The 23,216-nt window shown below is 64.6% G+C and carries 23 protein-coding genes; 14 read left to right on the forward strand and 9 right to left on the reverse strand.

What is annotated here, in order from left to right:
* Positions 1-41: 41 nt before the first annotated feature.
* The 3 genes from I5R65_RS05100 to I5R65_RS05110 form a co-directional block, all read right to left on the reverse strand.
* Positions 42-1,445 (reverse strand): sodium:proton antiporter, encoded by a 1,404-nt coding sequence (locus I5R65_RS05100; protein WP_180667338.1) that lies wholly within the window; start codon positions 1,443-1,445, stop codon positions 42-44.
* Between the two features lie 150 nt (positions 1,446-1,595).
* Positions 1,596-2,771 (reverse strand): nicotinate phosphoribosyltransferase, encoded by a 1,176-nt coding sequence (gene pncB, locus I5R65_RS05105; protein ID WP_180667337.1) that lies wholly within the window; start codon positions 2,769-2,771, stop codon positions 1,596-1,598.
* 186 nt (positions 2,772-2,957) lie between these two features.
* A complete protein-coding gene (locus I5R65_RS05110) occupies positions 2,958-4,157 on the reverse strand; it encodes an ABC transporter substrate-binding protein (protein ID WP_180667685.1) in 1,200 nt (399 codons plus the stop codon).
* A gap of 37 nt (positions 4,158-4,194) precedes the next feature.
* Here I5R65_RS05110 and I5R65_RS05115 point away from each other — a divergent pair, with 37 nt between their 5' ends.
* The 6 genes from I5R65_RS05115 (at position 4,195) to nth (ending at position 9,433) form a co-directional block, all read left to right on the forward strand.
* A complete protein-coding gene (locus I5R65_RS05115) occupies positions 4,195-4,578 on the forward strand; it encodes a hypothetical protein (RefSeq protein ID WP_180667336.1) in 384 nt (127 codons plus the stop codon).
* A 7-nt stretch (positions 4,579-4,585) separates the two neighbouring features.
* On the forward strand, positions 4,586-4,909 hold the full coding sequence (gene fdxA, locus I5R65_RS05120) for a ferredoxin FdxA (protein ID WP_180667335.1): 324 nt from the start codon (positions 4,586-4,588) through the stop codon (positions 4,907-4,909).
* A gap of 308 nt (positions 4,910-5,217) precedes the next feature.
* Positions 5,218-6,291, forward strand: coding sequence for an NAD(P)/FAD-dependent oxidoreductase (locus I5R65_RS05125; RefSeq protein WP_180667334.1), 1,074 nt, complete (start codon positions 5,218-5,220; stop codon positions 6,289-6,291).
* A 340-nt stretch (positions 6,292-6,631) separates the two neighbouring features.
* Positions 6,632-7,867 (forward strand): polyhydroxyalkanoate depolymerase, encoded by a 1,236-nt coding sequence (locus tag I5R65_RS05130; RefSeq protein ID WP_180667333.1) that lies wholly within the window; start codon positions 6,632-6,634, stop codon positions 7,865-7,867.
* A 184-nt stretch (positions 7,868-8,051) separates the two neighbouring features.
* Entirely contained in the window at positions 8,052-8,786 is a 735-nt protein-coding gene (gene rsxB / locus I5R65_RS05135; protein WP_180667332.1) for an electron transport complex subunit RsxB, read from the forward strand.
* A complete protein-coding gene (gene nth, locus I5R65_RS05140) occupies positions 8,783-9,433 on the forward strand; it encodes an endonuclease III (protein WP_180667331.1) in 651 nt (216 codons plus the stop codon). Before rsxB ends, nth begins: the two co-directional genes overlap by 4 nt.
* A gap of 39 nt (positions 9,434-9,472) precedes the next feature.
* Here nth and I5R65_RS05145 read toward each other — a convergent pair whose 3' ends face one another.
* Positions 9,473-10,612, reverse strand: a complete 1,140-nt coding sequence (locus I5R65_RS05145) for a branched-chain amino acid ABC transporter substrate-binding protein (RefSeq protein WP_231395056.1) — start codon at positions 10,610-10,612, stop codon at positions 9,473-9,475.
* 343 nt (positions 10,613-10,955) lie between these two features.
* Between I5R65_RS05145 and I5R65_RS05150 the strand changes: the two genes are divergently transcribed.
* Positions 10,956-11,387: a DUF1841 family protein gene (locus I5R65_RS05150; RefSeq protein ID WP_006465380.1), complete on the forward strand. Its 432-nt coding sequence runs from the start codon at positions 10,956-10,958 to the stop codon at positions 11,385-11,387.
* 22 nt (positions 11,388-11,409) lie between these two features.
* On the opposite strand, the gene I5R65_RS05155 is transcribed toward I5R65_RS05150, so the two are convergent.
* From I5R65_RS05155 to I5R65_RS05165, 3 genes are all read right to left on the reverse strand, one after another.
* Positions 11,410-11,763 (reverse strand): cytochrome c, encoded by a 354-nt coding sequence (locus tag I5R65_RS05155; RefSeq protein WP_006465377.1) that lies wholly within the window; start codon positions 11,761-11,763, stop codon positions 11,410-11,412.
* 14 nt (positions 11,764-11,777) lie between these two features.
* Positions 11,778-12,098 carry a cytochrome c gene (locus tag I5R65_RS05160; protein ID WP_039877055.1) on the reverse strand — a complete coding sequence of 107 codons (321 nt, stop codon included), beginning with the start codon at positions 12,096-12,098 and terminating at the stop codon, positions 11,778-11,780.
* Positions 12,099-12,464: 366 nt separating this feature from the next.
* On the reverse strand, positions 12,465-14,702 hold the full coding sequence (locus I5R65_RS05165) for a preprotein translocase subunit TatB (RefSeq protein ID WP_180667329.1): 2,238 nt from the start codon (positions 14,700-14,702) through the stop codon (positions 12,465-12,467).
* 253 nt (positions 14,703-14,955) lie between these two features.
* Between I5R65_RS05165 and I5R65_RS05170 the strand changes: the two genes are divergently transcribed.
* Genes I5R65_RS05170 through I5R65_RS05180 form a run of 3 tightly spaced genes read left to right on the forward strand, consistent with a single transcriptional unit; the run spans position 14,956 to position 17,657 of the window.
* Positions 14,956-15,837: a MoxR family ATPase gene (locus I5R65_RS05170; RefSeq protein ID WP_180667328.1), complete on the forward strand. Its 882-nt coding sequence runs from the start codon at positions 14,956-14,958 to the stop codon at positions 15,835-15,837.
* A gap of 50 nt (positions 15,838-15,887) precedes the next feature.
* Complete coding sequence (locus I5R65_RS05175; RefSeq protein ID WP_180667327.1) at positions 15,888-16,475, forward strand: GNAT family N-acetyltransferase; 588 nt, start codon at positions 15,888-15,890, stop codon at positions 16,473-16,475.
* Positions 16,476-16,487: 12 nt separating this feature from the next.
* On the forward strand, positions 16,488-17,657 hold the full coding sequence (locus tag I5R65_RS05180) for a VWA domain-containing protein (RefSeq protein ID WP_180667326.1): 1,170 nt from the start codon (positions 16,488-16,490) through the stop codon (positions 17,655-17,657).
* Positions 17,658-17,670: 13 nt separating this feature from the next.
* Here I5R65_RS05180 and I5R65_RS05185 read toward each other — a convergent pair whose 3' ends face one another.
* Entirely contained in the window at positions 17,671-17,877 is a 207-nt protein-coding gene (locus I5R65_RS05185; RefSeq protein WP_102661468.1) for a heavy-metal-associated domain-containing protein, read from the reverse strand.
* A 164-nt stretch (positions 17,878-18,041) separates the two neighbouring features.
* Between I5R65_RS05185 and I5R65_RS05190 the strand changes: the two genes are divergently transcribed.
* The 4 genes from I5R65_RS05190 to I5R65_RS05205 all read left to right on the forward strand — a co-directional run bounded on the left by I5R65_RS05190 (position 18,042) and on the right by I5R65_RS05205 (position 22,731).
* Positions 18,042-20,315: a cation-translocating P-type ATPase gene (locus I5R65_RS05190; protein ID WP_180667325.1), complete on the forward strand. Its 2,274-nt coding sequence runs from the start codon at positions 18,042-18,044 to the stop codon at positions 20,313-20,315.
* Positions 20,312-20,734 carry a Cu(I)-responsive transcriptional regulator gene (gene cueR / locus I5R65_RS05195; RefSeq protein ID WP_180667324.1) on the forward strand — a complete coding sequence of 141 codons (423 nt, stop codon included), beginning with the start codon at positions 20,312-20,314 and terminating at the stop codon, positions 20,732-20,734. The genes I5R65_RS05190 and cueR overlap by 4 nt, the downstream gene beginning before the upstream one ends.
* Positions 20,731-21,702, forward strand: a complete 972-nt coding sequence (locus I5R65_RS05200) for a Gfo/Idh/MocA family protein (RefSeq protein WP_180667323.1) — start codon at positions 20,731-20,733, stop codon at positions 21,700-21,702. The genes cueR and I5R65_RS05200 overlap by 4 nt, the downstream gene beginning before the upstream one ends.
* A 126-nt stretch (positions 21,703-21,828) precedes the next feature.
* Positions 21,829-22,731, forward strand: coding sequence for an alpha/beta fold hydrolase (locus I5R65_RS05205; protein ID WP_180667322.1), 903 nt, complete (start codon positions 21,829-21,831; stop codon positions 22,729-22,731).
* Positions 22,732-22,740: 9 nt separating this feature from the next.
* On the opposite strand, the gene cadR is transcribed toward I5R65_RS05205, so the two are convergent.
* Positions 22,741-23,193: a Cd(II)/Pb(II)-responsive transcriptional regulator gene (cadR, locus tag I5R65_RS05210; RefSeq protein WP_180667321.1), complete on the reverse strand. Its 453-nt coding sequence runs from the start codon at positions 23,191-23,193 to the stop codon at positions 22,741-22,743.
* Between the last annotated feature and the right edge of the window lie 23 nt (positions 23,194-23,216).

Consider the following 23,216-nt stretch of genomic DNA (forward strand, 5'->3'; position numbering starts at 1 on the left):
TGGATTCGCGTGACTGAACAGAAATTCAGGAATTCGGAAGATCAGAAGAACAGAAAGCTCATGATGATGAACAGCGGTACCAGGATGCCCACCGACCATGCCATGTAACCGAAGAAACTGGGCATGCGGATGCCGCGCTCCTCGGCAATGGCCTTGACCATCATGTTGGGTGCATTGCCGATATAGCTGTTGGCCCCCATGAAGACGGCACCGGCGGAAATGGCCGCCAGCGTCGAGGCCAGCGGCCCCATGAGTTCGCGTGCATCGCCCGAGGCGGTGTTGAAGAACACCAGATAGGTCGGTGCATTGTCGAGGAAGGAGGACAGCAGGCCCGTCATCCAGAAATACATCACATCGTCCGGCCGCCCGTCGGGACCGGTCACGGCGCGCACCACGGCGGCAAAGGCGCCCTGCTCGCCGGCGCGCAGCATGGCGATGACCGGGGCGATGGTGAGGAAGATGGCGGCGAACAGCTTGCCCACCTCCAGCATCGGCCCCCAGCCGAACTCGTTGCCGGCACGGGCGCTGCCGGGGGTCAGCCACAGCGACAGCAGAATCACCAGCAGCAAGGCGCCATCACGCAGCAGGTTCTGCCATTCCAGCGGCGCCCCCATCAACTCGGTGGCCACGCCGGGCTTCCACAGGCCGCTCATGAGCACCAGCCCGACCACCGCTGCCAGCAGCAGGAAGTTGACGCTGCCTTCCAGCTGCAGCGACGAGTCAGGCGTGGGGTCGAGCGGGCGGCGCTCTTCCCGGTTGAGGTAGAAGTGCCGGTCCAGCAGGTAGAAGATCAGCAGCAGCGCGCCACACAGGAAGACCATCGGCACCAGCAGGTGGCGTGCGGTCCAGAAGAAGTCCACCCCCTTCAGGAAGCCCAGGAACAGGGGCGGATCACCCAACGGCGTGAGCGAACCGCCGGCATTGGCCACCAGGAAGATGAAGAACACCACCACATGCACGGAGTGCTTGCGGTCGTCGTTGGCGCGGATCAGTGGGCGGATCAGCAGCATGGCCGCGCCGGTGGTGCCCATGATGCTGGCCAGCAGGGTCCCCAGCGCCAGCAGTCCGGTATTCAAGGCCGGCGTGCCGTGCAGGTTGCCGCGTACGCAGATGCCACCGGCCACCGTGAAGAGGGCGGTCAGCAGGATGATGAAGGGAAGATATTCCGCCACCAGCGCATGCACGCTGATGGCCAGTGCGGCGTGCAGGCCCTGCGTGGCGGCCAGCGGCAGCAGCAGGGCCAGCGCCCAGGCACCGGCGATCTTGCCGAAATGGTGATGCCATAGCGACGGCGCCAGCAGTGGCAGCACGGCGATGGAGAGCAGCACGCCGGCAAATGGGAGAGCCCAGACCAGCGACAGCCCGGCACCGTCAAGATCGGCGGCCTGAGCGGACAGAGGAAGCGTCAAACCCAGCAGGGCAAGGAGGATGGCGTTGAGCGGCAAGTGTCGTCCTCAAGATGGCAGTGAAGAAAACCCCGCCACCATGACAGCCGACGACGGGGAGCCACACTATAGCAGCCGACTTGCCGCCGGCGCGCGAAAACCGGCCAGTGAAAAAACTTTCAGCTATTGACCAAATCCGCTCAAATCCGGTCAGGCCTTGATCTGGAACACCTGGCGCAGATAGTTCACATAAGCCGGGTCATCGCACATGTTCTTGGACGGGGTGTCGGAGAGCTTCGCCACCGGCTGGCCGTTGCAGCGCACCATCTTCATGACCACCTGCAGGGGCGTATATCCCAGGTCGTTGGTCAGGTTGGTGCCCACACCGAAGGCCACCTTGGCGCGGTCCTTGAAGCGCAGGTACAGGGCGCGCACCTTGTCGAAGTCCAGGCTGTCGGAGAACACCAGCACCTTGCTGGAGGGATCGACGCGATTGTCGCGGTAATGCTGGATCAGGCGCTCGCCCCATTCGAAGGGGTCGCCCGAGTCGTGGCGGGCACCGTCGAAGAGCTTGCAGAAATACATGTCGTAATCGCGCAGGAAGGCATCCATGCCATAGACGTCGGAGAGCGTAATACCCAGGTCGCCGCGATATTCACGCGCCCACATCTCGAAAGCGAAGGTCTGTGAATCGCGCAGGCGCGGACCGAGGGCCTGGCAGGCCTGCAGGTATTCGTGGGCCATGGTGCCCAGGGGCGTGAGGTCGTGCTGCATGGCGTACATCACGTTGGAGGTACCGGCGAAATGCTCGCCCATGTGCTGCTTCATCTCGTCGATGACTTCGGCATGCCAGCTGCGCGAGAAGCGGCGGCGGGTGCCGTAGTCGGCGATCTTGCAGCCGGCCAGTTCGGCGTCGTCGGTGATGACCGACATCTTCCGGCGCAGGCGCGCCCTGCCCTCTTCCAGGTCGGGCGAGCGCTGGGTGGCGCGGAAATAGACTTCATTGACGATGGCCAGCACCGGCACTTCGAACATGATGGTGTGCAGCCACGGGCCCTTGACGCTGATCTCGATCTCGCCGTTGCCAGCCGGATCGGGCTGGACGGTGATGTACTTTTCGTTCAGGTGGAACAGGTCGAGGAAGTCGACGAAGTCACTCTTGATGAAGCGCAGGCCGCGCAGGTAGTTCAGTTCGTCTTCCTTGAAGCGCAAGCGGCACAGCGCGGCGATCTCGGCGCGAATTTCCTCGACGTAGGGGGTCAGATCGATGTGCTCGTTGCGGCATTTGAAGCGATATTCGACTTGCGCGCCGGGAAAGTGATGCAGCACCACCTGCATCATCGTGAATTTGTACAGGTCGGTGTCGAGTAAGGAAGTGATGATCATGAAGTCCGGATGCGGATGCGCCGCATGCTGCCATGTTGATGGTCCACGTGCATGGCGGGTCGCCCCGGAGCGGTCCCGCGCCATGCCTTGGCGGCACCCTCGGGCACCGCGTGCGCTATCTTAACCGAGATCGGCGATGGCAAAGCCCCCTGCTCCAAGGGGGGCTTTGAGCGTACAGCCAGGAGATCACTTGGTGGCCGAGCCCGGACGGCGACTGCGCACGTAGGTGGCCGGGGGCAGATAGGCGTTGCCATCCAGGTAGCGCCACTCGCGCATGGTGCTGCGCCCCTCCTTCTGCGAGACCAGCCCGACGAAGGCGCCCATGGAGGCTTGCTGGTCCAGGGCGCGGAAGCTGAGTTCACCCAGCGGTGAAGACCAGCGCAGGCCACGCAGCGCCTCTACCAGAGCCTCGCCGTCATTTCCTTCACTTTTCTTCAGGCCGGCGGCGATGGCCATCATCGTGGAATAGCCCAGGACGGACGACAGCTGCGGGCGTTCGCTGAATTTCTTCAGATAGGCTTCCAGGAAGCGCTGGTGTTCGGGTGTGTTGATCTGGTCCCAGGGGTAGCCGACGGCCAGCCAGTCGCGGATCGCCTCGCTCTGCGAAGGGTCCAGACTCTGCGCGCCGGCCGAGGCCAGCGACACCACTTGCACGCCATTGAACAATTGCAGACGATTGCCGGCCTGGACGAACTTCTGCAGGTCGTCGCCGAAGGTGGCGTTGAAGATGCCGTCCGGGCGCGACTGGCGGATCGCCCGCGCCACGTCGTCGGCCTTGATCTTGCCCAGCGCCGGCCATTGGTCGCTGACGAATTCCACATCCGGGCGGGCCTGCTTCAACAGCATCTTGAAGCTGGCCACGGCGCTCTGGCCGTATTCATAGTTGGGGGCCACCACCGCCCAGCGCCGTCCGGGCAGACGCGCGGCCTGTTCGGCCAGCATGGCAGCCTGCATGTAGGTCGAGGGTCGCACACGGAAGGTGAAGCGGTTGCCCTTGTCCAGGGTGATGGCGTCCGACAGGGCATCGCCCACCACCAGCACAGTCTTGCCGCGGGCGGCTTCGCGCGCCACCGCCAGGGCCACGTCGGAGAGCATGGTGCCGGTCAGCACCTCGACGTGTTCCTTGCTGACCAGTTCCCTGGCGTTGCGGGCGGCCTGGTCGGCGTCGCCGTCGTCATCACGCACCACCAGCTGCAGCGGCCGGCCGTGGACACCACCGGCTTCATTGATCTGCTCCAGGGCCAGCGCCAGCCCATTGCGGTAGGCTTGCCCGGAAAGTGACTGGCGCCCCTGGCTGTTGATCTCGCCGATGCGGATGGCTTCGGCGGCCTTGGCGGGGAGGACCGGCACCAGCGGCAAGGCCAGCGCGGCCAGCAGGCCCAGCATGGCCGGCAGCAGGGAACGACGGAGGGAGGAGGGTCTGGTGTCTTCAGCGTTCACGCCGGGACTTCCTTATCAGTTGATGCGCGGCATCGACCGGCACGCCTGGCGGCCTTGTTCCGTGCGCGGCGGCGGCATCCGGAAGACCTTGGCGGCGGCGGGTCTGGTGGCGAGCTTGTTTATTTACTTATACGTAAACTGTATAAGCCTCATTTGTGGGAAAAATCGAATTACCTTAAAATACAAGGCTTTGCGGCGGGTTGCGCAGCGGCATCCCAAGGGCGCCCACAAGGCGGAGGATGCTACCAGATGCGCGCAAAATGGACCTCGACAACAGGTTGACCAGCCGCAACATGATTTTAACCGTGCCATATTGCCATCAATTGCGGCGCAGTTAGCCATCGGTTTGAAGAAATTTTACAGATAGGACAGTTATGACCCACGTTGTCACCGATTCCTGCGTCCGTTGCCGCTACACGGATTGCGTGGATGTTTGCCCGGTGGATTGTTTCCGCGAAGGCCCCAATTTCCTCGCGATTGACCCGGACGAATGCATCGACTGCGCCGTGTGCGTGGCCGAATGCCCGGTCAATGCGATCTACGCGGAAGAAGACGTGCCGGCCGACCAGCAGCCATACATTGCCCTGAACGCCGACCTGTCCCGCAACTGGCCCTCCATCACCAAGACCAAGGCACCGCTGCCGGACGCCGAGGAATGGAAGGACAAGACCGACAAGCTGCAATACCTGCAGCGCTGATCGCTGCGGCAGATCAAGCCGGTCGGGCCCGAACCCACCCAGAATTGCGGTTGCGCATCCAGCCTGGCAGCACCATCGCCCCAGCCAGATGCGCAGCCGTTTGTATTTGGCCCTCCGCAAAGCCCCTGTCAGCCTCATGGGTTGGCGTCGTCGAAGCGGTGCAGGCCTGCAGTGCCCTCTTTATGCACCTTCTTTATCTGGCCGATCCACCGCCATGCGGCCCACGCCGCTAGCCAGACGCGCAACGCGCAAGTGCGAAAAGCCTCTCTACTGATCTGATCTACTGAAACAGGAATATCAAGAAAATCATGGAAAACAATGTCCAGAGCGCGGCAGTCAACGGCGTCATCGATGCCGATGCCGTCATCATCGGCGCCGGCCCGGTCGGCCTGTTCCAGGTGTTCGAACTCGGCCTCTTGGAAATCAAGGCGCACGTGATCGATTCGCTGCCGGTCGTCGGCGGCCAGTGCGTGGAGCTGTATCCGGACAAGCCCATCTATGACATCCCGGCCGTGCCGGTCTGCACCGGCCAGGAACTGACCGACAACCTGCTGAAGCAGATCGAGCCCTTCTCGCCCACCTTCCACCTGGGCCAGGAAGTGACCCTGGTCAACAAGCGCGAAGATGGACGTTTCGATGTCGAGACCTCCACCGGCACCCGCTTCATCACCAAGACCATCTTCATTGCCGCCGGCGTGGGTTCGTTCCAGCCGCGTACCCTGAAGGTCGAAGGCATCGAGCAGTTCGAAGGCTCGCAGGTGTTCTACCGGGTCAAGGACCCGGCCGTGTTCGAAGGCAAGAACATCGTCATCTGCGGCGGCGGCGACTCCGCCCTGGACTGGGCGCTGAACTTCGTGGGCAAGGCCGAATCGGTGATCCTGCTGCACCGTCGCGACGAATTCCGCGCCGCGCCGGCGTCGGTGGCCAAGATGAAGGAACTGTGCGAACAGTACGAGATGCAACTGCTGATCGGCCAGGTCACCGGCACCGAGATCAAGGACGGCAAGCTGGCCGAGGTCAAGGTCACCGGTGCCGACGGCGTCACCCGCCGCCTGCCGCTGGACATGCTGCTGGTCTTCTTCGGCCTGTCGCCCAAGCTGGGCCCGATCGCCGAGTGGGGCCTGGAGATCGAGCGCAAGCAACTGAAGGTGATGGATACCGAGAAGTTCGAGACCAATGTCCCGGGCATCTTCGCCGTGGGCGACATCAACACCTATCCGGGCAAGAAGAAGCTGATCCTGTCGGGCTTCCACGAAGCCGCGCTGGCCGCCTTCGGCGCTGCGCCCTATATCTTCCCGGAAAAGAAGATCCACATGCAGTACACCACCACCTCGCCCAAGCTGCACAAGATCCTGGGTGTGGAAAGCCCGGTCTTCGACTGAGCCTGCGCTGGTGGCGGCGCGCTGCACCACCGGCACCACCCGCACTACGGCAGCCGCGCTGCCACCCAAGGCCCCCGTCCCGCACGGGGGCTTTTTGTTTCTGCAGGGTTTTGCATGAACTTGTGGACTGCAAGCCACTGGTCTGACCAGCAAGCGGGGCGTAAGGCAAAGCGTGCTATGCTACTGCGTCGCAACAAGGAAAAGGTTGACAAATTAATCACAATATGAATTTGTCAGCCGATAATCGTCGCCAAACGTTTGTGGCACATGCTTGCTGCGCACCTGGTCCGGGCTATCCGCCTGGCAGGCAGGCCAGCCAGTGCTTGTATAAAGGTCAGCTATGCTTTATCAACTGCATGAACTCAATCGCGCGTTTCTGAACCCGATGATGCAATGGGCCGAAACCTCGGCCAAACTCTTCTCGGACCCGGTTTCCCCGCTTGCCCATACCCCTTTCTCGCAACGCATCGCCGCCGGCTATGAGTTGCTGTATCGCCTGTCCAAGGAATACGAAAAGCCGCAGTTCAACATCGGCGAAGTGCCGGTCGATGGCAAGCCCACCGGCATCGTCGAGGAAGTGGTGGAGGAAAAACCCTTCGCCCGCCTGATCCACTTCAAGAAGGATCTCAACGCGCGCCAGATTGCCGCCCTCAAGCAGCCTACCGTGCTGGTGGTAGCGCCGCTGTCCGGCCACCACTCCACCCTGCTGCGCGAAACCGTGCGCGCCCTGCTGCAGGAACATGACGTTTTCATCACCGACTGGACCGATGCCCGCATGGTGCCCGTCGAGCAGGGCGATTTCCACCTGCATGACTACGTCTACTACGTGCAGGACTTCATCCGCACCCTGGGTCCGGACGTGCACGTGATCTCGGTCTGCCAGCCGACCGTGCCGGTGCTGGCGGCCATCGCGCTGATGGCCAGCGCCAACGATCCCAAGCTGCCCAAAAGCATGACCATGATGGGCGGCCCTATCGATGCCCGCAAGTCGCCCACCTCGGTGAACGACCTGGCCACCGAAAAGCCCTTCTCCTGGTTCGAGAACACGGTGATCTACAGCGTCCCGGCCAACTATCCGGGCTTCGGTCGCAAGGTCTACCCGGGCTTCCTGCAGCACGCCGGCTTCGTGGCCATGAACCCGCGCCGCCATGCCCAGAGCCACTGGGATTTCTACATGCACCTGCGCGATGGCGACGATGCCTCGGCCGAGGAACACCGCAAGTTCTACGACGAGTACAACGCCGTGCTGGACATGCCGGCCGAGTTCTACCTGGAAACCATCAAGGTGGTATTCCAGGACTTCAACCTGGCCCGTGGCACCTGGGAAATCGAAGGCAAGCCGGTGCGCCCGCAGGACATCAAGTCGGTCGCCCTCTTCACCATCGAAGGCGAACTGGACGACATCTCCGGCTCCGGCCAGACCCAGGCGGCGCAGGAACTGTGTAGCAGCATCCCGAAGGCCCGCAAGCAGCACTTCACCGTGCCCAAGGCAGGCCACTACGGTATCTTCTCGGGCCGTCGCTGGCGCGAGATCGTCTGTCCCAAGATCGGCGAATTCATCCGCGCCAATGCCTGATCGGCGCTGGCACGACTGATCCGCCACGCCCCTCGGAACGGCGCCCGTGAAAACGCGGCGCCGTTCTGCTTTGCGCTGGCGGCATGACTTCGGCGCGGTTTGGCCGGATAATAGCGCCCTTATTCTGCAGAACTGCCCGACCGACGTGCCGCCATCCGCCTCCTTCTCGTCCCCTTTGTCTACGTTGGCAACTTCGTCAGCCTCGCTGGCCGACCGCATCGAAGACCTGCTGCCGCAGACCCAGTGCACCAAGTGCGGCTACCCCGCCTGCCGTCCCTATGCCGAAGCCATTGCCGAAGGACGTGCCGAGTACAACCAGTGCCCGCCCGGTGGTGCCGAAGGGGTGGCGCGACTGGCGCAGTTGCTGGGCCGGCCGGTGATCCCGCTCAATCCCGTCCATGGCAGCGAACAGCCACGTCGCCTGGCCGTGATCGATGAACAGGTCTGTATCGGCTGCACCCTGTGCATCCAGGCCTGCCCGGTGGATGCCATTGCCGGCGCGGCCAAGCAGATGCATACCGTGATCGATGCCCTGTGCACCGGTTGCGACCTGTGCGTGGCGCCTTGCCCGGTGGACTGCATCAGCATGGTCGAGGTCACGCCCGGTCGCACCGGCTGGCAGGCCTGGAGCCAGCAGCAGGCCGACGAGGCCCGTGCCCGCCACGACTGGCGCACGGCACGCCTGCGTCGCGACAAGCTGGAAAACGATGCCCGCCTGGCCGCCAAGGCCGCCGCCAAATTGAAGGAAGTGGAAGCGGCTGCCGCCGGCACGCCCGAAGAGCAGGCCGAACTGGCCCGCAAGAAGGCCATCATCCAGGCCGCCATGGAACGTGCGCGGCAAAAGAAGCTGCAGGCGGCGCAAGACAGTCAAGACACGCCGGCCCCGCCGGCCAACCCGACCGACAGCGAGCCAGCATGAACCCGACCAAACGCCGCGAAATCTTCGAACGCCTGCGCCAGGCCAATCCCACGCCGACCACCGAGCTGGAATACTCCACCCCGTTCGAGCTGCTGATCGCCGTACTGCTCTCGGCCCAGGCTACCGACGTCTCGGTCAACAAGGCCACCCGCAAGCTCTACCCGGTGGCCAATACGCCCGAAGCGATCTTCAGGATGGGGGTGGACCAGCTCATGCCCTATATCCAGACCATTGGCCTGTATCGCACCAAGGCCAAGAACGTGATCGAGACCTGCCGCATCCTGATCGAACAGCACGGCGGCCAGGTGCCGGAATCGCGCGAGGCGCTGGAAGCCCTGCCGGGGGTCGGCCGCAAGACCGCCAACGTGGTCCTGAACACGGCCTTCGGTCATCCCACCATTGCGGTGGATACGCATATCTTCCGGGTCTCCAACCGCACCGGCCTCGCCCCGGGCAAGGATGTGGACGAGGTCGAACGCAAGCTCATCAAGTTCGTCGCCCCGGAATTCCGCCTGGATGCGCACCACTGGCTGATCCTGCACGGCCGCTATACCTGTATGGCGCGCAAGCCCCAGTGCTGGAACTGCATCATCGCCGACCTGTGCGAATTCAAGCAGAAGACGCCACTTCCAGCCAAGGGTGTGTGAAACACTGAGTCGGCCGCTTGCTGATCCGGCGCGGCCGCTTCAGCGCGGCAGTCCGCTGAAGCGCTCCACCGGCACCCAGCGCTGATCCTTCACCTCATACATGGTAAAGGTGGGATTGAGCAAGTCCCCCTCCTCATTGAACGCGACCGTGCCGCTGACGCCCTCGAAGCGCAGGCGATGCATGGCCAGCGCCACCAGCTCCGGGTCACTGCTGCCGGCCTGGCGGATGCCCTGGATGATGGCCTGCGCCGCCTCATAGGCGAACACGGCATAGAGATCGATATTGGAATCGAAACTCTGGCTATAGCGCTGGCGGAAGCCTTTCCAGCCCGGCATCTTGTCCTGCGGCGGACCCGGCTCCAGCACCAGCGCGCCATTGGCATCGGCGCCGGCACGCATCAGGAAGGGCAAGCCGACGGTGCCAGCAGAGGCCATCAATCGGGCCTCCAGCTTGAGCCGGCGAATGGCTTTGGCCAGGATGCCCGCCTGCCAGTCCAGGCCGCCGAAGAAGATCAGGTCGGGCGCCTGCTTGCGCGCCTCCATCAATGGAGCGTTGAAGTCCGAGGTCTTGTCGCTGACCGAATAGCGGCCCAGCACCCTCGCCCCCTGCGCTTCGGCCTGGCGGGCAAACTGCTCGGCCAGGCCCTGGCCGAAGGGAGTACGGTCGTCGATGGTCACCACGGTTTTGACACCCAGCCTGGCGATCGCATAATCGGCCGACAGCCGTCCCACGCTTTCATTGTTGGGGATGGTGCGAAAGATGCGCGGATAAGACAGGGAAGTCAGCTTGCGGCTCATCGCCGAAGGGGTGACCTGGATCACGCCGGCCGCATGATAGACGGGCGCGGCCACCAGGCTGGTACCGCTGGTCCAGTGGCCGACCACGCCGATGACGCGCTGGCCCACCAGATAGCGGGCCACGTATTCGGCCGTGCCAGGATCGGCCCGGTCATCCTGGGACACCAGCTTGAGCCGGTAGGATTGACCGGCTATGCGCAGGCCGCGCTGGTTGGCTTCGTCCACCGCCAGTTGCACACCGTTCTGCATGCTGCGGCCCACCGCCATCGATGCCCCGCTCAGGGGGCCGGCAAAGCCGATGGCCAATGTATCGTCCGCGCTGTCGGGCGCATCGGCCGCTGCTGGCACGGCTGCCTTGGCAGGTGCTGCCCAGGCCGGCATGCTGATCGTATTCGCCGCCGTCACAGCCATTACAGCCACGGCGGCCCATGGCAGCAGCACAGTCGACCCGCGCCCCGGCCATGACATCCCGTGGAGGAGATGTCGAATCAGGCTTCCAACAAAACGCATGCACTATCCCTTCTCTCTGCCCGGCCTCGCGCCCCCTGTCATCGCCATATGGCGATGCGGCCAGGTTGGTCCTTGGATGGATTATTCAGATGCTTGTTGTGTGGAAAGAATATTACTTCATCTGCGGCCGCTGCGGGGCCGCTCTGCCGGGGCCGCCTGAAAGCCCCAGCAGACCAGCGTAAAATAGCGCTTTGCCACCGAATTGCGCACCGCCATGTTCACGCCGTCCCAGCACGATGTCCGCCGCTTCTTCTGCGAAGCCTATCGCAAGCACCAGGGCCATGAAATCCTCACGCCGCTGGAGGCCATCGCCCGCGACTGGATCATGCAGCATCCGGAATATCACGACGGCCTGCGCGACGTCGAGGCCGCCATCGCCGCCGATTACTCGGTCGAGCAGGGCCAGAGCAATCCCTTCCTGCACCTGTCGATGCACCTGTCGATCACGGAACAGATCTCCATCGACCAGCCGCCCGGCATCCGCGCCGCCTTCCAGTTGCTGGCGCAGCGCCGTGGCTCGGAGCACGAGGCCCATCACGAGATCATGGAAGCCCTGGGCGAGATGATCTGGAACGCCCAGCGCAATGGCCTGCCCCCGGATGGGGCCGCCTATATCGAGAATATCAAGCGGCGCGCCCAGGGTTGAGCCCGGGCGATTTCCAGGTCGTCTACTTGCGCAACACCAGCGTCCCCGGCAGGCTGTGCAGGAAGGCCGCGATATCGGCGATATCCCGGTCCGACAGCGGCTTGGCCAGCGGCGACATGATGGCGTTGTTGCGGCCGTTCATGGCGCTGTCGCCGCGCCGGTAGGCGGTCAGGGCGTGCTTGATGTAGTCCTCGTGCTGGCCGGCCAGCTTGGGATAGGCGGGGTCGGTGGGTGAGGTGTAGTCCTTGCCGTGGCAGGAGGCGCAATTGTACTTTTCCATCAGCGCACGGCCGTTGGCGATATCGGCCGCGGTGGCGGCCTGCGACAGCAGCGTGGCAGCCGCCAGCAGTGCCAGAGCGATCAGCTTGTTGTTCATCTCGTGGCTCCCCTTCACTTCTGCTGCGAATAGTAGGCGGCCAGGTCGGCAATGTCCTGGTCCGACAGGCTGGCCGAAATGCCCATCATGGAGGGATGCTTGCGCTCTCCCTTCTGGTAGGCCCGCAGCGCGTTCTCGATGTACTTGGCAGACTGGCCGCCCAGCATCGGTACCTGATAAACCTCGGGGAAACTGGCTTTGTAGCCGGGGATGCCATGGCAACCGATGCACATGGAGACTTTGTTTTCAGCGGCCTTGGCATTGCCGACGATGTCCGCCGCAGACGCACTGCCGAGCATGCCGGTCAAGGCAAGAAACACGAGGTGTTTTTTCATGTGAGCTGGCTAAGATGATTGGACTTGCCATCCGTCCCGCATGTAACGGCTGCGCAACGGACACCCGACGAAACGCATCTTTTGCTACCAGCGGCAAACTTTATCGTACTTGTTAGATTGTGCTGGTCTTGCAGGTTTGGCTGTTCTGCTATGGCTCAACCGGTGTTTTGGCTCAAGCTTGTCTCTCCACTCCCCCTGCCTTGCGCAAAAAACGCTTTTGATTCTAACCAATAAAACCGGCAGCGTCATCCCTGCCCGCAGCACCGGCCGATCAGGCGCAACAGCCCGCCAGCTGCGGCCTGGCGGGCGGATGGGGTGTTATATGCGCTGCAATATCAGGGATATGGAATGTGGATGATGTCAGCTTCAGGCGACATGGTGCCTGGCCTGATGATGCAGATCCTGCGATTGCCCACGTGAAGCCTGGTGCGGCTCCCCGTCGGCTGGACCGGCATCGTCTCCCTCGTCGTCATCGTCATCCTGCTCGTCTTCCGCTTCATCTTGCAGCGCGGCATGTGAACGCTCGGGGAGAATGAAATACCACGGCCGGACGACGAAACGGCGCAACACTGCCCGCATGGCCACATTGCGCGCACGGCGTGGCAGGTCACGCGAGCGCAGCGCCAGCGCCAGGGCGCAGGCGAAGGCCACCGCCACCGACAGCAGGGCGGTGATGGCCACGCCCCCGGCGGCCAGCCAGAAGGCCGGCGTCATCAGGGATTCCCAGCCCAGGCTGAAGGCGGCAGCGGTCAGCGCTCCGGCGGCCAGGCTGACATGGCGTATATCCAGCGGCAGGCTGAAGAAGGCCGCCACCACCGGCGCCATGCCCAGCAGCACGGCCAGCGCCAGGCTGCCGGCGATGGTGGCGACATTGCGCTCCAGCCAGGCGGCACAGCGCTGGGCGCGCATGGCCCCCAGGCCATGCACCAGGCGACGATGGTTGGATACCACCTCGCGCACCCGGCGCAGGGCAAACCAGTTGTCGGCAAAGCCGGCGGCCAGGCTGGCCAGCCACAGCAGTATCCCGGTCAGGGCGGCATACAGCGGCGTGGGGCCGACCAGTGACAGGCTGGCCAGGGTCTGGCGCGCCGTCTCCACCGGCATGGACCTGCCGCCCAGCGCAAACCAGCCCAGGGCGCACAGCGCGGCCGTGACCGGCACCACCGCCAACAGGTTGCCGAAGATGCCGGCCGATTGCGAACGCAACAGTTGGCCCGACTCCGCGATCAGCTCGCGCATGCCCTGCCCGTCCAGCTCGCCCATGCGCGAGGCCAGGGCCGGTGCGGTCACGGCCGGCTGGCGCGTGGCCAGCACGCCGCCCAGGGCGGCGATCAGCAGGAAACTGGCAGCGTAGTTCAGCGAGGCCAACGCGCCATCGACGAAGTGCCCCACGCCCAAGGACGACAGGCTTGTCTTGACCAGGGCGGTCCCGGCGATCACGGCCCCGCCGATCAGACCGGCCCGCATCACCTTGCGATAGCCGGTACCGTCGCGGGCGATGGCCTGCTCGCGATGATCGGCATTGCGCTCCACCATCTTGCGCGCCAGCAGCGCGAAACTGCGCCGCATCAGGCCCCGGACGGAGTCACGGTGGTGGTGCGCGGAAATCAGGTCGCACAGCAACAATTGCATGCGGCCGGCGCCGGCCTTGGCCGCCAACCCTGGCACCGCCGGGCTGATGGCCGGACCGGGTACGCCGGAGCGCACGTCGATCAGGCGCCCGATGCGTTGCAGGTGCGCGCGCATGCGCTCGACCCGGTACACCAGGCTGACCGAGACGCCATATTCATCCAGGTGGGCATAGATGCGGTCGGTCTGGGCGTGGCACACCGCCACCAGCATGCGCACGCTGCGCAGCGCCCCCAGGTCACCCGGCTGCGAGCGCAGCCAGGTCTCCATCTCGTGCCGCAGCGCCAGGAAGGGCGTGGCGCGCATCGGCATCTTGGGCTCCAGCCGCTGGCGGAAGGCCGGGCTGATGCCATCGGCCACCACCGTCATGGTGAGGTAGGTGACGGCCTCCTCGATCTGTTGCCAGTACATGTGCGAGATGCCGTCGTCGGCCATCAGTTTCCACAGGCGGACCAGCAAGTCATTGTCCAGCTCCACCAGCCAGGCGGCATCCTCCGGATCGGGGAACATGGCGGTAAACAGCGAGGACAGGTCGGTCGGCGACAGGTGGCGCGGCAGCACCAGGCGCGCCAGACGCTCCGAGAGCTCGCCGAAGAAGCCGGGCTCGTGCGGCAGACCGGTGGTGGAAAAGAGTTCGGGGCCGTTGGCTTCGCGCAGGGTCTTTTGCAGCGCCTTCTGGACCTCGCGCCGCACGTCGCGGTGCTGGTCCAGCCAGTCCAGCATGATCGCCAGCCGCTGGCGCCGCACCTTGTGCCAGCTCTGGCGGTCCAGCAGCGACACCGCCGGGCGATGCCGCAGCCACTCGGCCACGTCGATCATCCAGTTGGCGCGTTCATGCCAGCTCGCCGCGGGATCGATGCGACGCATCAACACCTCCAGCTGGCGGCCGACATCCTGCCGGTCCATGTAGCGCGCCTGCATGCCGTGGCGCATTCGTCTCCACACCACCAGCATCTTGAAGAACAGGAATTTCATGGGCACTGAGCGCCGGGAGCGCTTCCATTTTGTTGCATGCGTAGCCAGATATATATGAACGATTGCACCAAATTCAAGCCCCCTCGGGATGGCATGGGTTTTCCCTTATACTCGGAGAAACAGGAAGAAACAGGTGGAGTCGCCCTTACACTGCACTGCCCCCTGCCGTGACGCTGCACTGCCGCATCTGCACCGCCGCTTCTGCCAGACACAATCACGCTTTGCCTCCAGCAACCTGACAAGGACAGCATCCATGCCAGATCATTCCGCATCGTCCCCCGCCCCTCAATCCGCGCGCTTCAACGGTAGCGAAAACTACGTCGCCACCGATGACCTCAAGCTGGCCGTCAATGCCGCCCTCACCCTGCAACGGCCCCTGCTGATCAAGGGCGAGCCCGGCACCGGCAAGACCATGCTGGCCGAGGAAGTGGCGGCCGCGCTTGGCCGGCCGCTACTGCAGTGGCACATCAAGTCCACCACCAAGGCCCAGCAGGGCCTGTATGAATATGACGCGGTATCGCGCCTGCGGGATTCGCAGCTGGGTGACGAGCGCGTCAAGGATATTCACAACTACATCGTCAAGGGTGTCCTGTGGCAAGCCTTCACCGCCGAGGAACCGGTGGTGCTGCTGATCGACGAGATCGACAAGGCCGACATCGAATTCCCCAACGATCTGCTGCGCGAGATCGACCGCATGGAGTTCTACGTCTACGAGACGCGCGAACTGGTGCGCGCCCGCCATCGTCCGCTGGTGGTGATCACCTCCAACAACGAGAAGGAATTGCCGGACGCCTTCCTGCGCCGCTGCTTCTTCCACTACATCAAGTTCCCCGACAAGGCGACCATGCAGAGCATCGTCGATGTGCACTTCCCGCATATCAAACGTGAGCTGCTGGCGCAGGCGCTGGAAGCCTTCTACCAGGTGCGGGAGGTGCCCGGTATCAAGAAGAAGCCATCGACCTCGGAGCTGATCGACTGGCTCAAGCTGCTCATGGCCGAGGACATCCCGCCCGAGGCCCTGCACAACCCGGACAACAAGGCCGTGGTGCCGCCGCTGCACGGCGCCCTGCTCAAGAACGAGCAGGATGTGCACCTGTTCGAAAGGCTGGTCTTCATGTCCCGCACCAATCGCTGAACCACCGCTGAACCTCCACCGAGTACGCTGCACCCGCCCCAGGAGCCGTCATGCAATTCCTCTCGCCGATCACTTTGAAGGGCCAGTTCGCCACCGTCGAGCCGCTGCATCACGAGCATCACGATGCGCTCATCGCCGCCGTGTCGGACGGCAAGCTGTGGAAGCTCTGGTACACCGCCATTCCCAAGCCGGAAAACATGCGCGCCGAGATCGAACGGCGCCTGCAGCTGCAGCAGCAAGGCAGCATGCTGCCCTTCGTGATCCGCCGCAACGACACCGGCGCCCTGTGCGGCATGACCACCTACATGAACGCCGACGTCGCCCACCGGCGCGTGGAGATCGGTTCCACCTGGTATGCCGCCAGTGCCCAGCGCACCGGCATCAATACCGAGTGCAAGCTGATGATGCTGACCCATGCCTTCGAGGACATGCACTGCATCGCCGTCGAGTTCCGCACCCACTGGATGAACCAGCAATCGCGTGCGGCCATCGCCCGCCTGGGCGCCAAGCAGGATGGCATCCTGCGCAATCACCAGCGCATGCCGGACGGGTCCTATCGCGATACGGTGGTGTTTTCCATCATCGAATCGGAATGGCCGACGGTGCGCCGCCATCTGCAGTTCAAGCTGGGGCGCTGAGCCCGCCTGCCCATGCTCATCGATTTCTTCTATACCGTGAAGCAGGCCGGGGTGCCGGCCTCGATCAAGGAATTCCTGACCCTGCTGGAAGCCATGGACCGCCAGGTCATCCACCCTTCCCTGGACGAGTTCTACTATCTGGCGCGGCTGACGCTGGTCAAGGACGAAGCCCACTTCGACAAGTTCGACCGCGCCTTCGGGGCTTACTTCAAGGGTGTGGAAACGCTCTTCGAGAAGCGGCCCGACATCCCGCTGGAATGGCTGGTCAAGCAACTGCAGCGTGACCTGACCCCGGAACAGAAGGCCGCCATCGAAAAGTTTGGCTACGACAAGCTGATGGATCGCTTGAAGCAATTGCTGGAAGAACAGAAGGAACGCCACGAAGGCGGCAGCAAGTGGATCGGCACCGGTGGCGTCTCGCCCTTCGGCCATGGCGGTTTCAACCCGGAAGGCATCCGCATCGGTGGCAAGGGTGGCCAGCGCAGCGCGGTGAAGGTATGGGAAGAACGCCAGTACCAGGATTACGACGGCGAGCGCGAACTGGGTACGCGCAACATCAAGGTGGCGCTGCGCCGCCTGCGCCGCTTTGCCCGCGAAGGGCTGGAGGAAGAACTGGCGCTGGACGACACCATCCGCGCCACCGCCAGCAATGCCGGCTATCTCGACATCCGCATGCAGCCCGAGCGCAAGAACAAGATCAAGGTCTTGATGTTGTTCGACGTCGGCGGCTCCATGGACGACCACATCGCCCGCACCGAAGAGCTGTTCTCGGCCGCCCGTACCGAGTTCAAGAACATGGAGTTCTTCTATTTCCACAACTGCGTCTATGACTACCTGTGGAAGAACAACCGGCGGCGCCACGCCGAACGCTTCCCGACCTGGGACGTGCTGCGCAAGTACACGCCGGACACCAAGCTCATCTTCGTGGGCGACGCCACCATGAGCCCCTACGAGATCGTGCAGCCGGGCGGCGCGGTGGAATACAACAATGCCGAAGCCGGCGCCGACTGGCTGCAGCGTTTCACGGCCGCCTTCCCGCATTTCGTCTGGTTGAATCCCGAGCCGGAAGGGCTATGGCAATACCGCCAGTCGATCGCGCTGATCCGCCAGCTGATGAACGAGCGCATGTTCCCGCTCACCATGGATGGGCTGGAGCGGGCGATGCGGCTGCTCAGCAAATGAAGGGTATGAAGGCTCAGGCCGCCACCGGGGTATAACCGGCTTCCTCGATCGCCTCGGCGAAGGACTGCGCCGGCAGGCTGCTGTCGATGACCACGCGCTTGTCGGCCACCGTGATATCGACCCGGGCATTGGCATCCACGTCCTTGACGGCCTTGGTGATGACACCGGCGCAGTGGTTGCAGGTCATGTCGTTGACGGTAAAGGTGAGGGGGGTGCTCATGGCATTTCCTTTCATGAAGTGATGGCAATGAGGGAAGCTTAAACCTTCCTACCGTGGCAAGGTCAAGCGCAAGAATTCGCCATCCGTGCGAAAATCGGGCTTGACCTTACCATCATGGGAAGGATGAAGATGAAGGCATCCGATTCATCCTCCCGGAGTTCGCCATGAATGATTCCTCCACTGCCACGGCCGAGATCAGCCTCGATATCGAAGGCATGAGCTGCGCCTCGTGCGTGATGCGCGTCGAGAAAGCCCTGAAGAAAATCCCCGGCGTGACCGAGGTCAGCGTCAACCTGGCCACCGAACGCGCCAGCATCGCCACGGCCGACGCGGTCCCGCCTGCCACCCTGATCGCCGCCATCGAAAAGGCCGGCTACCAGGCCCGCGAACATCTGCCCGAACAGGCTAGCACCCCGCCCAGCGGCCGTACCCTGCCCTCCTGGTGGCCGGTGGCGCTGGCGGCCGCGCTCTCGCTGCCGCTGGTGCTGCCCATGTTGTTGGCGCCCCTGGGCAGCAGCTGGAGCCTGCCGCCGCTGTGGCAATGGCTGCTGGCCACGCCCGTGCAGTTCTGGCTGGGCTGGCGCTTCTACCACGCCGGCTGGGGCGCGCTGCGCGCCCGCTCGGGCAACATGGACCTGCTGGTGGCGCTGGGGACCAGCGCCGCCTACGGCCTGTCGCTCTGGCAATGGCTGCGCATGCCGGCCATGGATGGCCATGCCATGGCGATGCCGCATCTCTACTTTGAAAGCTCGGCCGTGGTCATCACCCTGGTGTTGCTGGGAAAATGGCTGGAAGGCCGCGCCAAGCGCCAGACCGCCGACGCCATCGCCGCCCTCAATGCGCTGCGCCCGGACCGTGCCCGCGTGCGTCGCCACGGGCAGGATGTCGAGGTGCCGCTGGCCCAGGTGAAGGTGGGCGACCTGGTGGTGCTGCGCGCCGGCGAGCGGGTGCCGGTAGACGGCGTGGTGCGCGAGGGTCGCAGCCATCTGGACGAAGCCATGCTCACCGGTGAGAGCCAGCCGCAGGCCAAGGAAGTCGGCGACACCCTGTCAGCCGGCGCCATCAATGCCGAAGGCGTACTGGTGTTCGAAACCACCGCCATCGGTGCCGAGACCGTGCTGGCGCGCATCGTGCGCATGGTGGAGCAGGCCCAGGCCGCCAAGGCGCCGATCCAGCGCCTGGTGGACAAGGTCAGCGCGGTCTTCGTGCCGGCCGTGCTGCTGCTGTCCTTGCTGACCTTCCTCGGCTGGGGCCTGGCGGTGGGCGACTGGGAACAGGCCCTGCTCAATGCGGTGGCGGTGATGGTGATCGCCTGCCCCTGCGCCCTGGGACTGGCCACACCGACCGCCATCATGGCCGGTACCGGCGTGGCGGCGCGCCACGGCATCCTCATCAAGGATGCGCAGGCACTGGAAATCGCGCACCGGGTGGATGTGATCGCCTTCGACAAGACCGGCACCCTGACCCTGGGTCGGCCGCGCCTGACCGAACTGGAGGAAGGAGAAGGCGCCGGCCCGTCCGGCAAGGCAGGGCTGCTGGCCCTGGCCGCTGCCCTGCAGGCGCGCAGCGAACATCCGCTGGCCCGCGCGGTGCTGGACGCCGCAGCGGCGGAACCCGGCCTGGCGACGCTGCAGGCCAATAACGTGCGCAGCGTTGCCGGACTGGGTATCGAGGGCGAGGTCGAGGGTCGCACGCTGTATCTGGGCAGCAGCCGCTGGATGCAACAACTGCAGGCCTCGGCCCCAGCCTTGCAGGCGCGCGCAACGCAGTTGCAGGCACAGGGACGCACCCTGTCCTGGCTGGCGCAACGCGACGCCGAGGGCGTGACGGTGCTGGGCCTGCTGGCCTTCGGTGACCAGATCAAGCCCGGCGCCCGGCAGGCCATCGCCACCCTGCATGCGCTGGGCATCCGTACCGCCATGCTGAGCGGCGACAACCGGGGCGCCGCGCAACAGGTCGCCGATGTGCTGGGCATCCAGGATGTGCGCGCCGAAGTGCTGCCGGGCGACAAGGCCGCAGCGGTCACGGCCTTGCGCGAGAATGGCGCCCACGTGGTGGCGATGGTCGGCGACGGCATCAACGATGCGCCGGCGCTGGCGGCCGCCGACGTCGGCATCGCCATGTCCACCGGGACCGACGTGGCCATGCAGGCGGCCGGCGTGACCCTGATGCATGGCGACCCCGGCCTGGCGGCGGACGCCATCGACATCTCCCGCCGCACCTACGGCAAGATCCGCCAGAACCTGTTCTGGGCCTTCATCTACAACCTGATCGGCATTCCGCTGGCGGCCTTCGGCCTGCTCAACCCCATGCTGGCGGGCGCGGCGATGGCCTTTTCCAGCGTCAGCGTGGTCAGCAATGCATTGCTGCTGCGTCGCTGGCGCCCGCATCCACAGGATGTGCAGCAAAACCTGAGCAAAGAGGGAACCCAGCCATGAATATCGGAGAAGCCGCCAGCGCCTCGGGCGTCTCGGCCAAGATGATCCGCCACTATGAAGAGACCGGCCTGATCCCGCGTGCCGGCCGCACCGACGCCGGTTATCGCGTCTATGGCGAGCGTGACGTGCACCTGCTGCGCTTCATCCGGCAGGCGCGCCAGCTCGGGTTTTCCATGGCCCAGGTGAGCGACCTGATCGGGCTCTGGCTGGACCAGTCGCGCTCCAGCCGCAAGGTCAAGCAACTGGCACAGACCCACATCGGCGAACTGGACCAGCGCATCCGCGAACTGCAGACCATGAAGGCCACGCTGGAACGCCTGGCCCAGGACTGCCATGGCGACAGCCGTCCCGACTGCCCCATCCTCGATGCACTGGGCAGCGCGGGAGATTGCTGCGCCAGCCAGGGAACGCCGGCATGACGATGCTGCGCTGGGGCATCATCGGCTGCGGCGCCGTGACCGAGCGCAAGAGCGGTCCGGCCTATCAGCGTACACCCAGCTTCGCGCTGGCCGGCGTGATGCGACGCGATGCCGCACTGGCGGCCGATTATGCGCAACGCCATGGTGTAGCACGCTGGTTCGACGACGCCGACGCGCTGATCCAAGACCCCGACATCGACGCCGTCTATGTCGCCACCCCGCCCGACAGCCACTGCCATTACGCACTCAAGGTCGCCGCCGCCGGCAAACCCTGCTGCGTGGAAAAGCCGATGGCCCCCAGCTACGCGCAATGCCTGGAGATGCTGGCCGCCTTCGAACGGGCACAGCAGCCCTTGTTCGTGGCCTATTACCGGCGCTCGCTGCCACGCTTCGAACAAGTGCGCCAGTGGCTGGCCGAAGGCCGCATCGGCACTGCGCGCCACATCCACTGGCAACTGGCGCGCCCACCGGGGCCGGACGACCTGCAGCGACGCTACCGCTGGCGCACCGACGCCCGCATCGCCCCGGGGGGTTATTTCGACGACCTCGGCAGTCATGGGCTGAACCTGTTTTCGTACTTCTTCGGCGAAGTGGCCGAGGTATCCGGCTGCGGCACCAATCAGCAAGGCCTGTACAGCGCCTGCGATGCGGTGGCCGCAAGCTGGCGCTATCGCAGCGGCGTGACCGGCAGCGGCAGCTGGCATTTCGGCAGCTTCGAGCGCGCCGACCGGGTGGAGATCACGGGCAGCGCCGGCAAGATCGTTTTTTCGGTATTCGAGGAAGCGGCCCTGCAACTGCACACGGCCGATACCACGCTGCACCTGGAGGTCGCCAACCCCGACCCGATCCAGCTGCATCACGTCAGGAACATGCAGCTTCACCTGGACGGCGGTGCGCGCCATCCTTCCTGCGGCGACAGCGCCGCCCATACGGCCTGGATGATGGAAACCATCCTGCGGCCAAAATGACATAATGTCTGCGGCGTTGCCAACGGGGGGACCGACGGTATCGCTGGCTGCGGGATGATTGCGCTCGGACGCCACCCATTACTCAGCTATCACTCACCAGAACACAGAAGAGGGAGACTGCTTGCCATGCCCCAGACCAATCATCTGAGTTTCGTCGACACCGACCAGTTGCGCATCGGCTTCGAGGTCAGCGGCCCGCCCGACGCCCCGCCGGTGGTCTTGCTGCATGGCTGGCCGGACGACGTGCGGACCTGGGATGCCCTGCTGCGTCCGCTACGCGCAGCCGGCTACCAGGTGATCCGCCCCTACCTGCGCGGCTACGGACCGACCCGCTTCCACGCCGACAGCACCCCGAGGAGCGGCCAGCTGGCCGCGCTGGGCAGTGACCTGATGGCCTTCGTCGACGCCCTCGGCCTGCAGCGTTACGCGCTCATCGGCCACGACTGGGGCGCCCGCGCCGCCTATATCGCGGCCTCGCAGACCCCCGAACGCATCAGCCACTGCATCGCCCTGTCGGTGGGCTGGGGGACCAACCGGCCGGACCAGAAACTGACGCTGCAGCAATCGCGTAATTACTGGTACCACTGGTATTTCGCCACCGAACGTGGCGCGGCCGAACTGCGCGAGGACCGTCGGGCCTTCACGCGCTTCATGTGGCATAGCTGGTCACCGTCGTGGAAGTTTGCCGAGAGCGAGTTCAACAATACCGCCGCCTCCTTCGACCATCCGGACTGGGTCGATATCTGCCTGCACTCCTACCGTCATCGCTGGGGCTTCGCCGAGGGTGACCCGACCTATGCCGCCCTGGAAGCCCGGCTGCAGGACACGCCACGCATCATGGTGCCCACGCTGGTGCTGCATGGCGCCGAGGATGGCGCCAACGCTCCTGCCACCTCCGAGGGCCGCGACAAGTTCTTCGGCAAAGACTATCGGCGCGTGCTGATCCCCGGTGCCGGCCACTTCCCGCAGCGCGAACGGCCGGACGAGGTCACCGAGGAAATCATGGCCTGGCTGGCCCGCCCGGCCTGATCCACGGCCTCAGTGGCAGCCACCGCCGTGGCTGCCCAGATTGGCTGGCTTCATCTCATCCGGCAGGCTGGCCAGCCCCTGCAGGATGCCGCAATCCCGCGCCGGCTGTTCCACCTCGCACTGGGCGCGCAACTGGTGCAGTTGCTCCTGCAGCGCCTGCAATTGCACGATGCGCTGCGCCACGTGGCCGATGTGCTTGTCCAGCAGGGCATTGACCTCGCCGCAGTTCTGCTCGGGCGCATCGCGCAGGCGCAGCAGTTCGCGCACCTCGTCCAGCGTCATGTCCAGCGAACGGCAATGGCGGATGAACTGCAGGCGTTCGACGTGCCGCTCGCCGTAGAGCCGGTAGTTCGACGATGAACGCGTCGGCTCGGGCAGCAATGCCTCTTTCTCGTAATAACGGATGGTTTCCACCGGGCAATCGGCCTGGCCGGCCAGTTCGCCTATCTTGAGCGTATCCATGCGATCCTCGCTTGACCTTGTAG

This window comes from Herbaspirillum sp. AP02, assembly GCF_015767275.1.
In the GTDB taxonomy this organism is placed as follows: Bacteria; Pseudomonadota; Gammaproteobacteria; order Burkholderiales; family Burkholderiaceae_D; genus Herbaspirillum.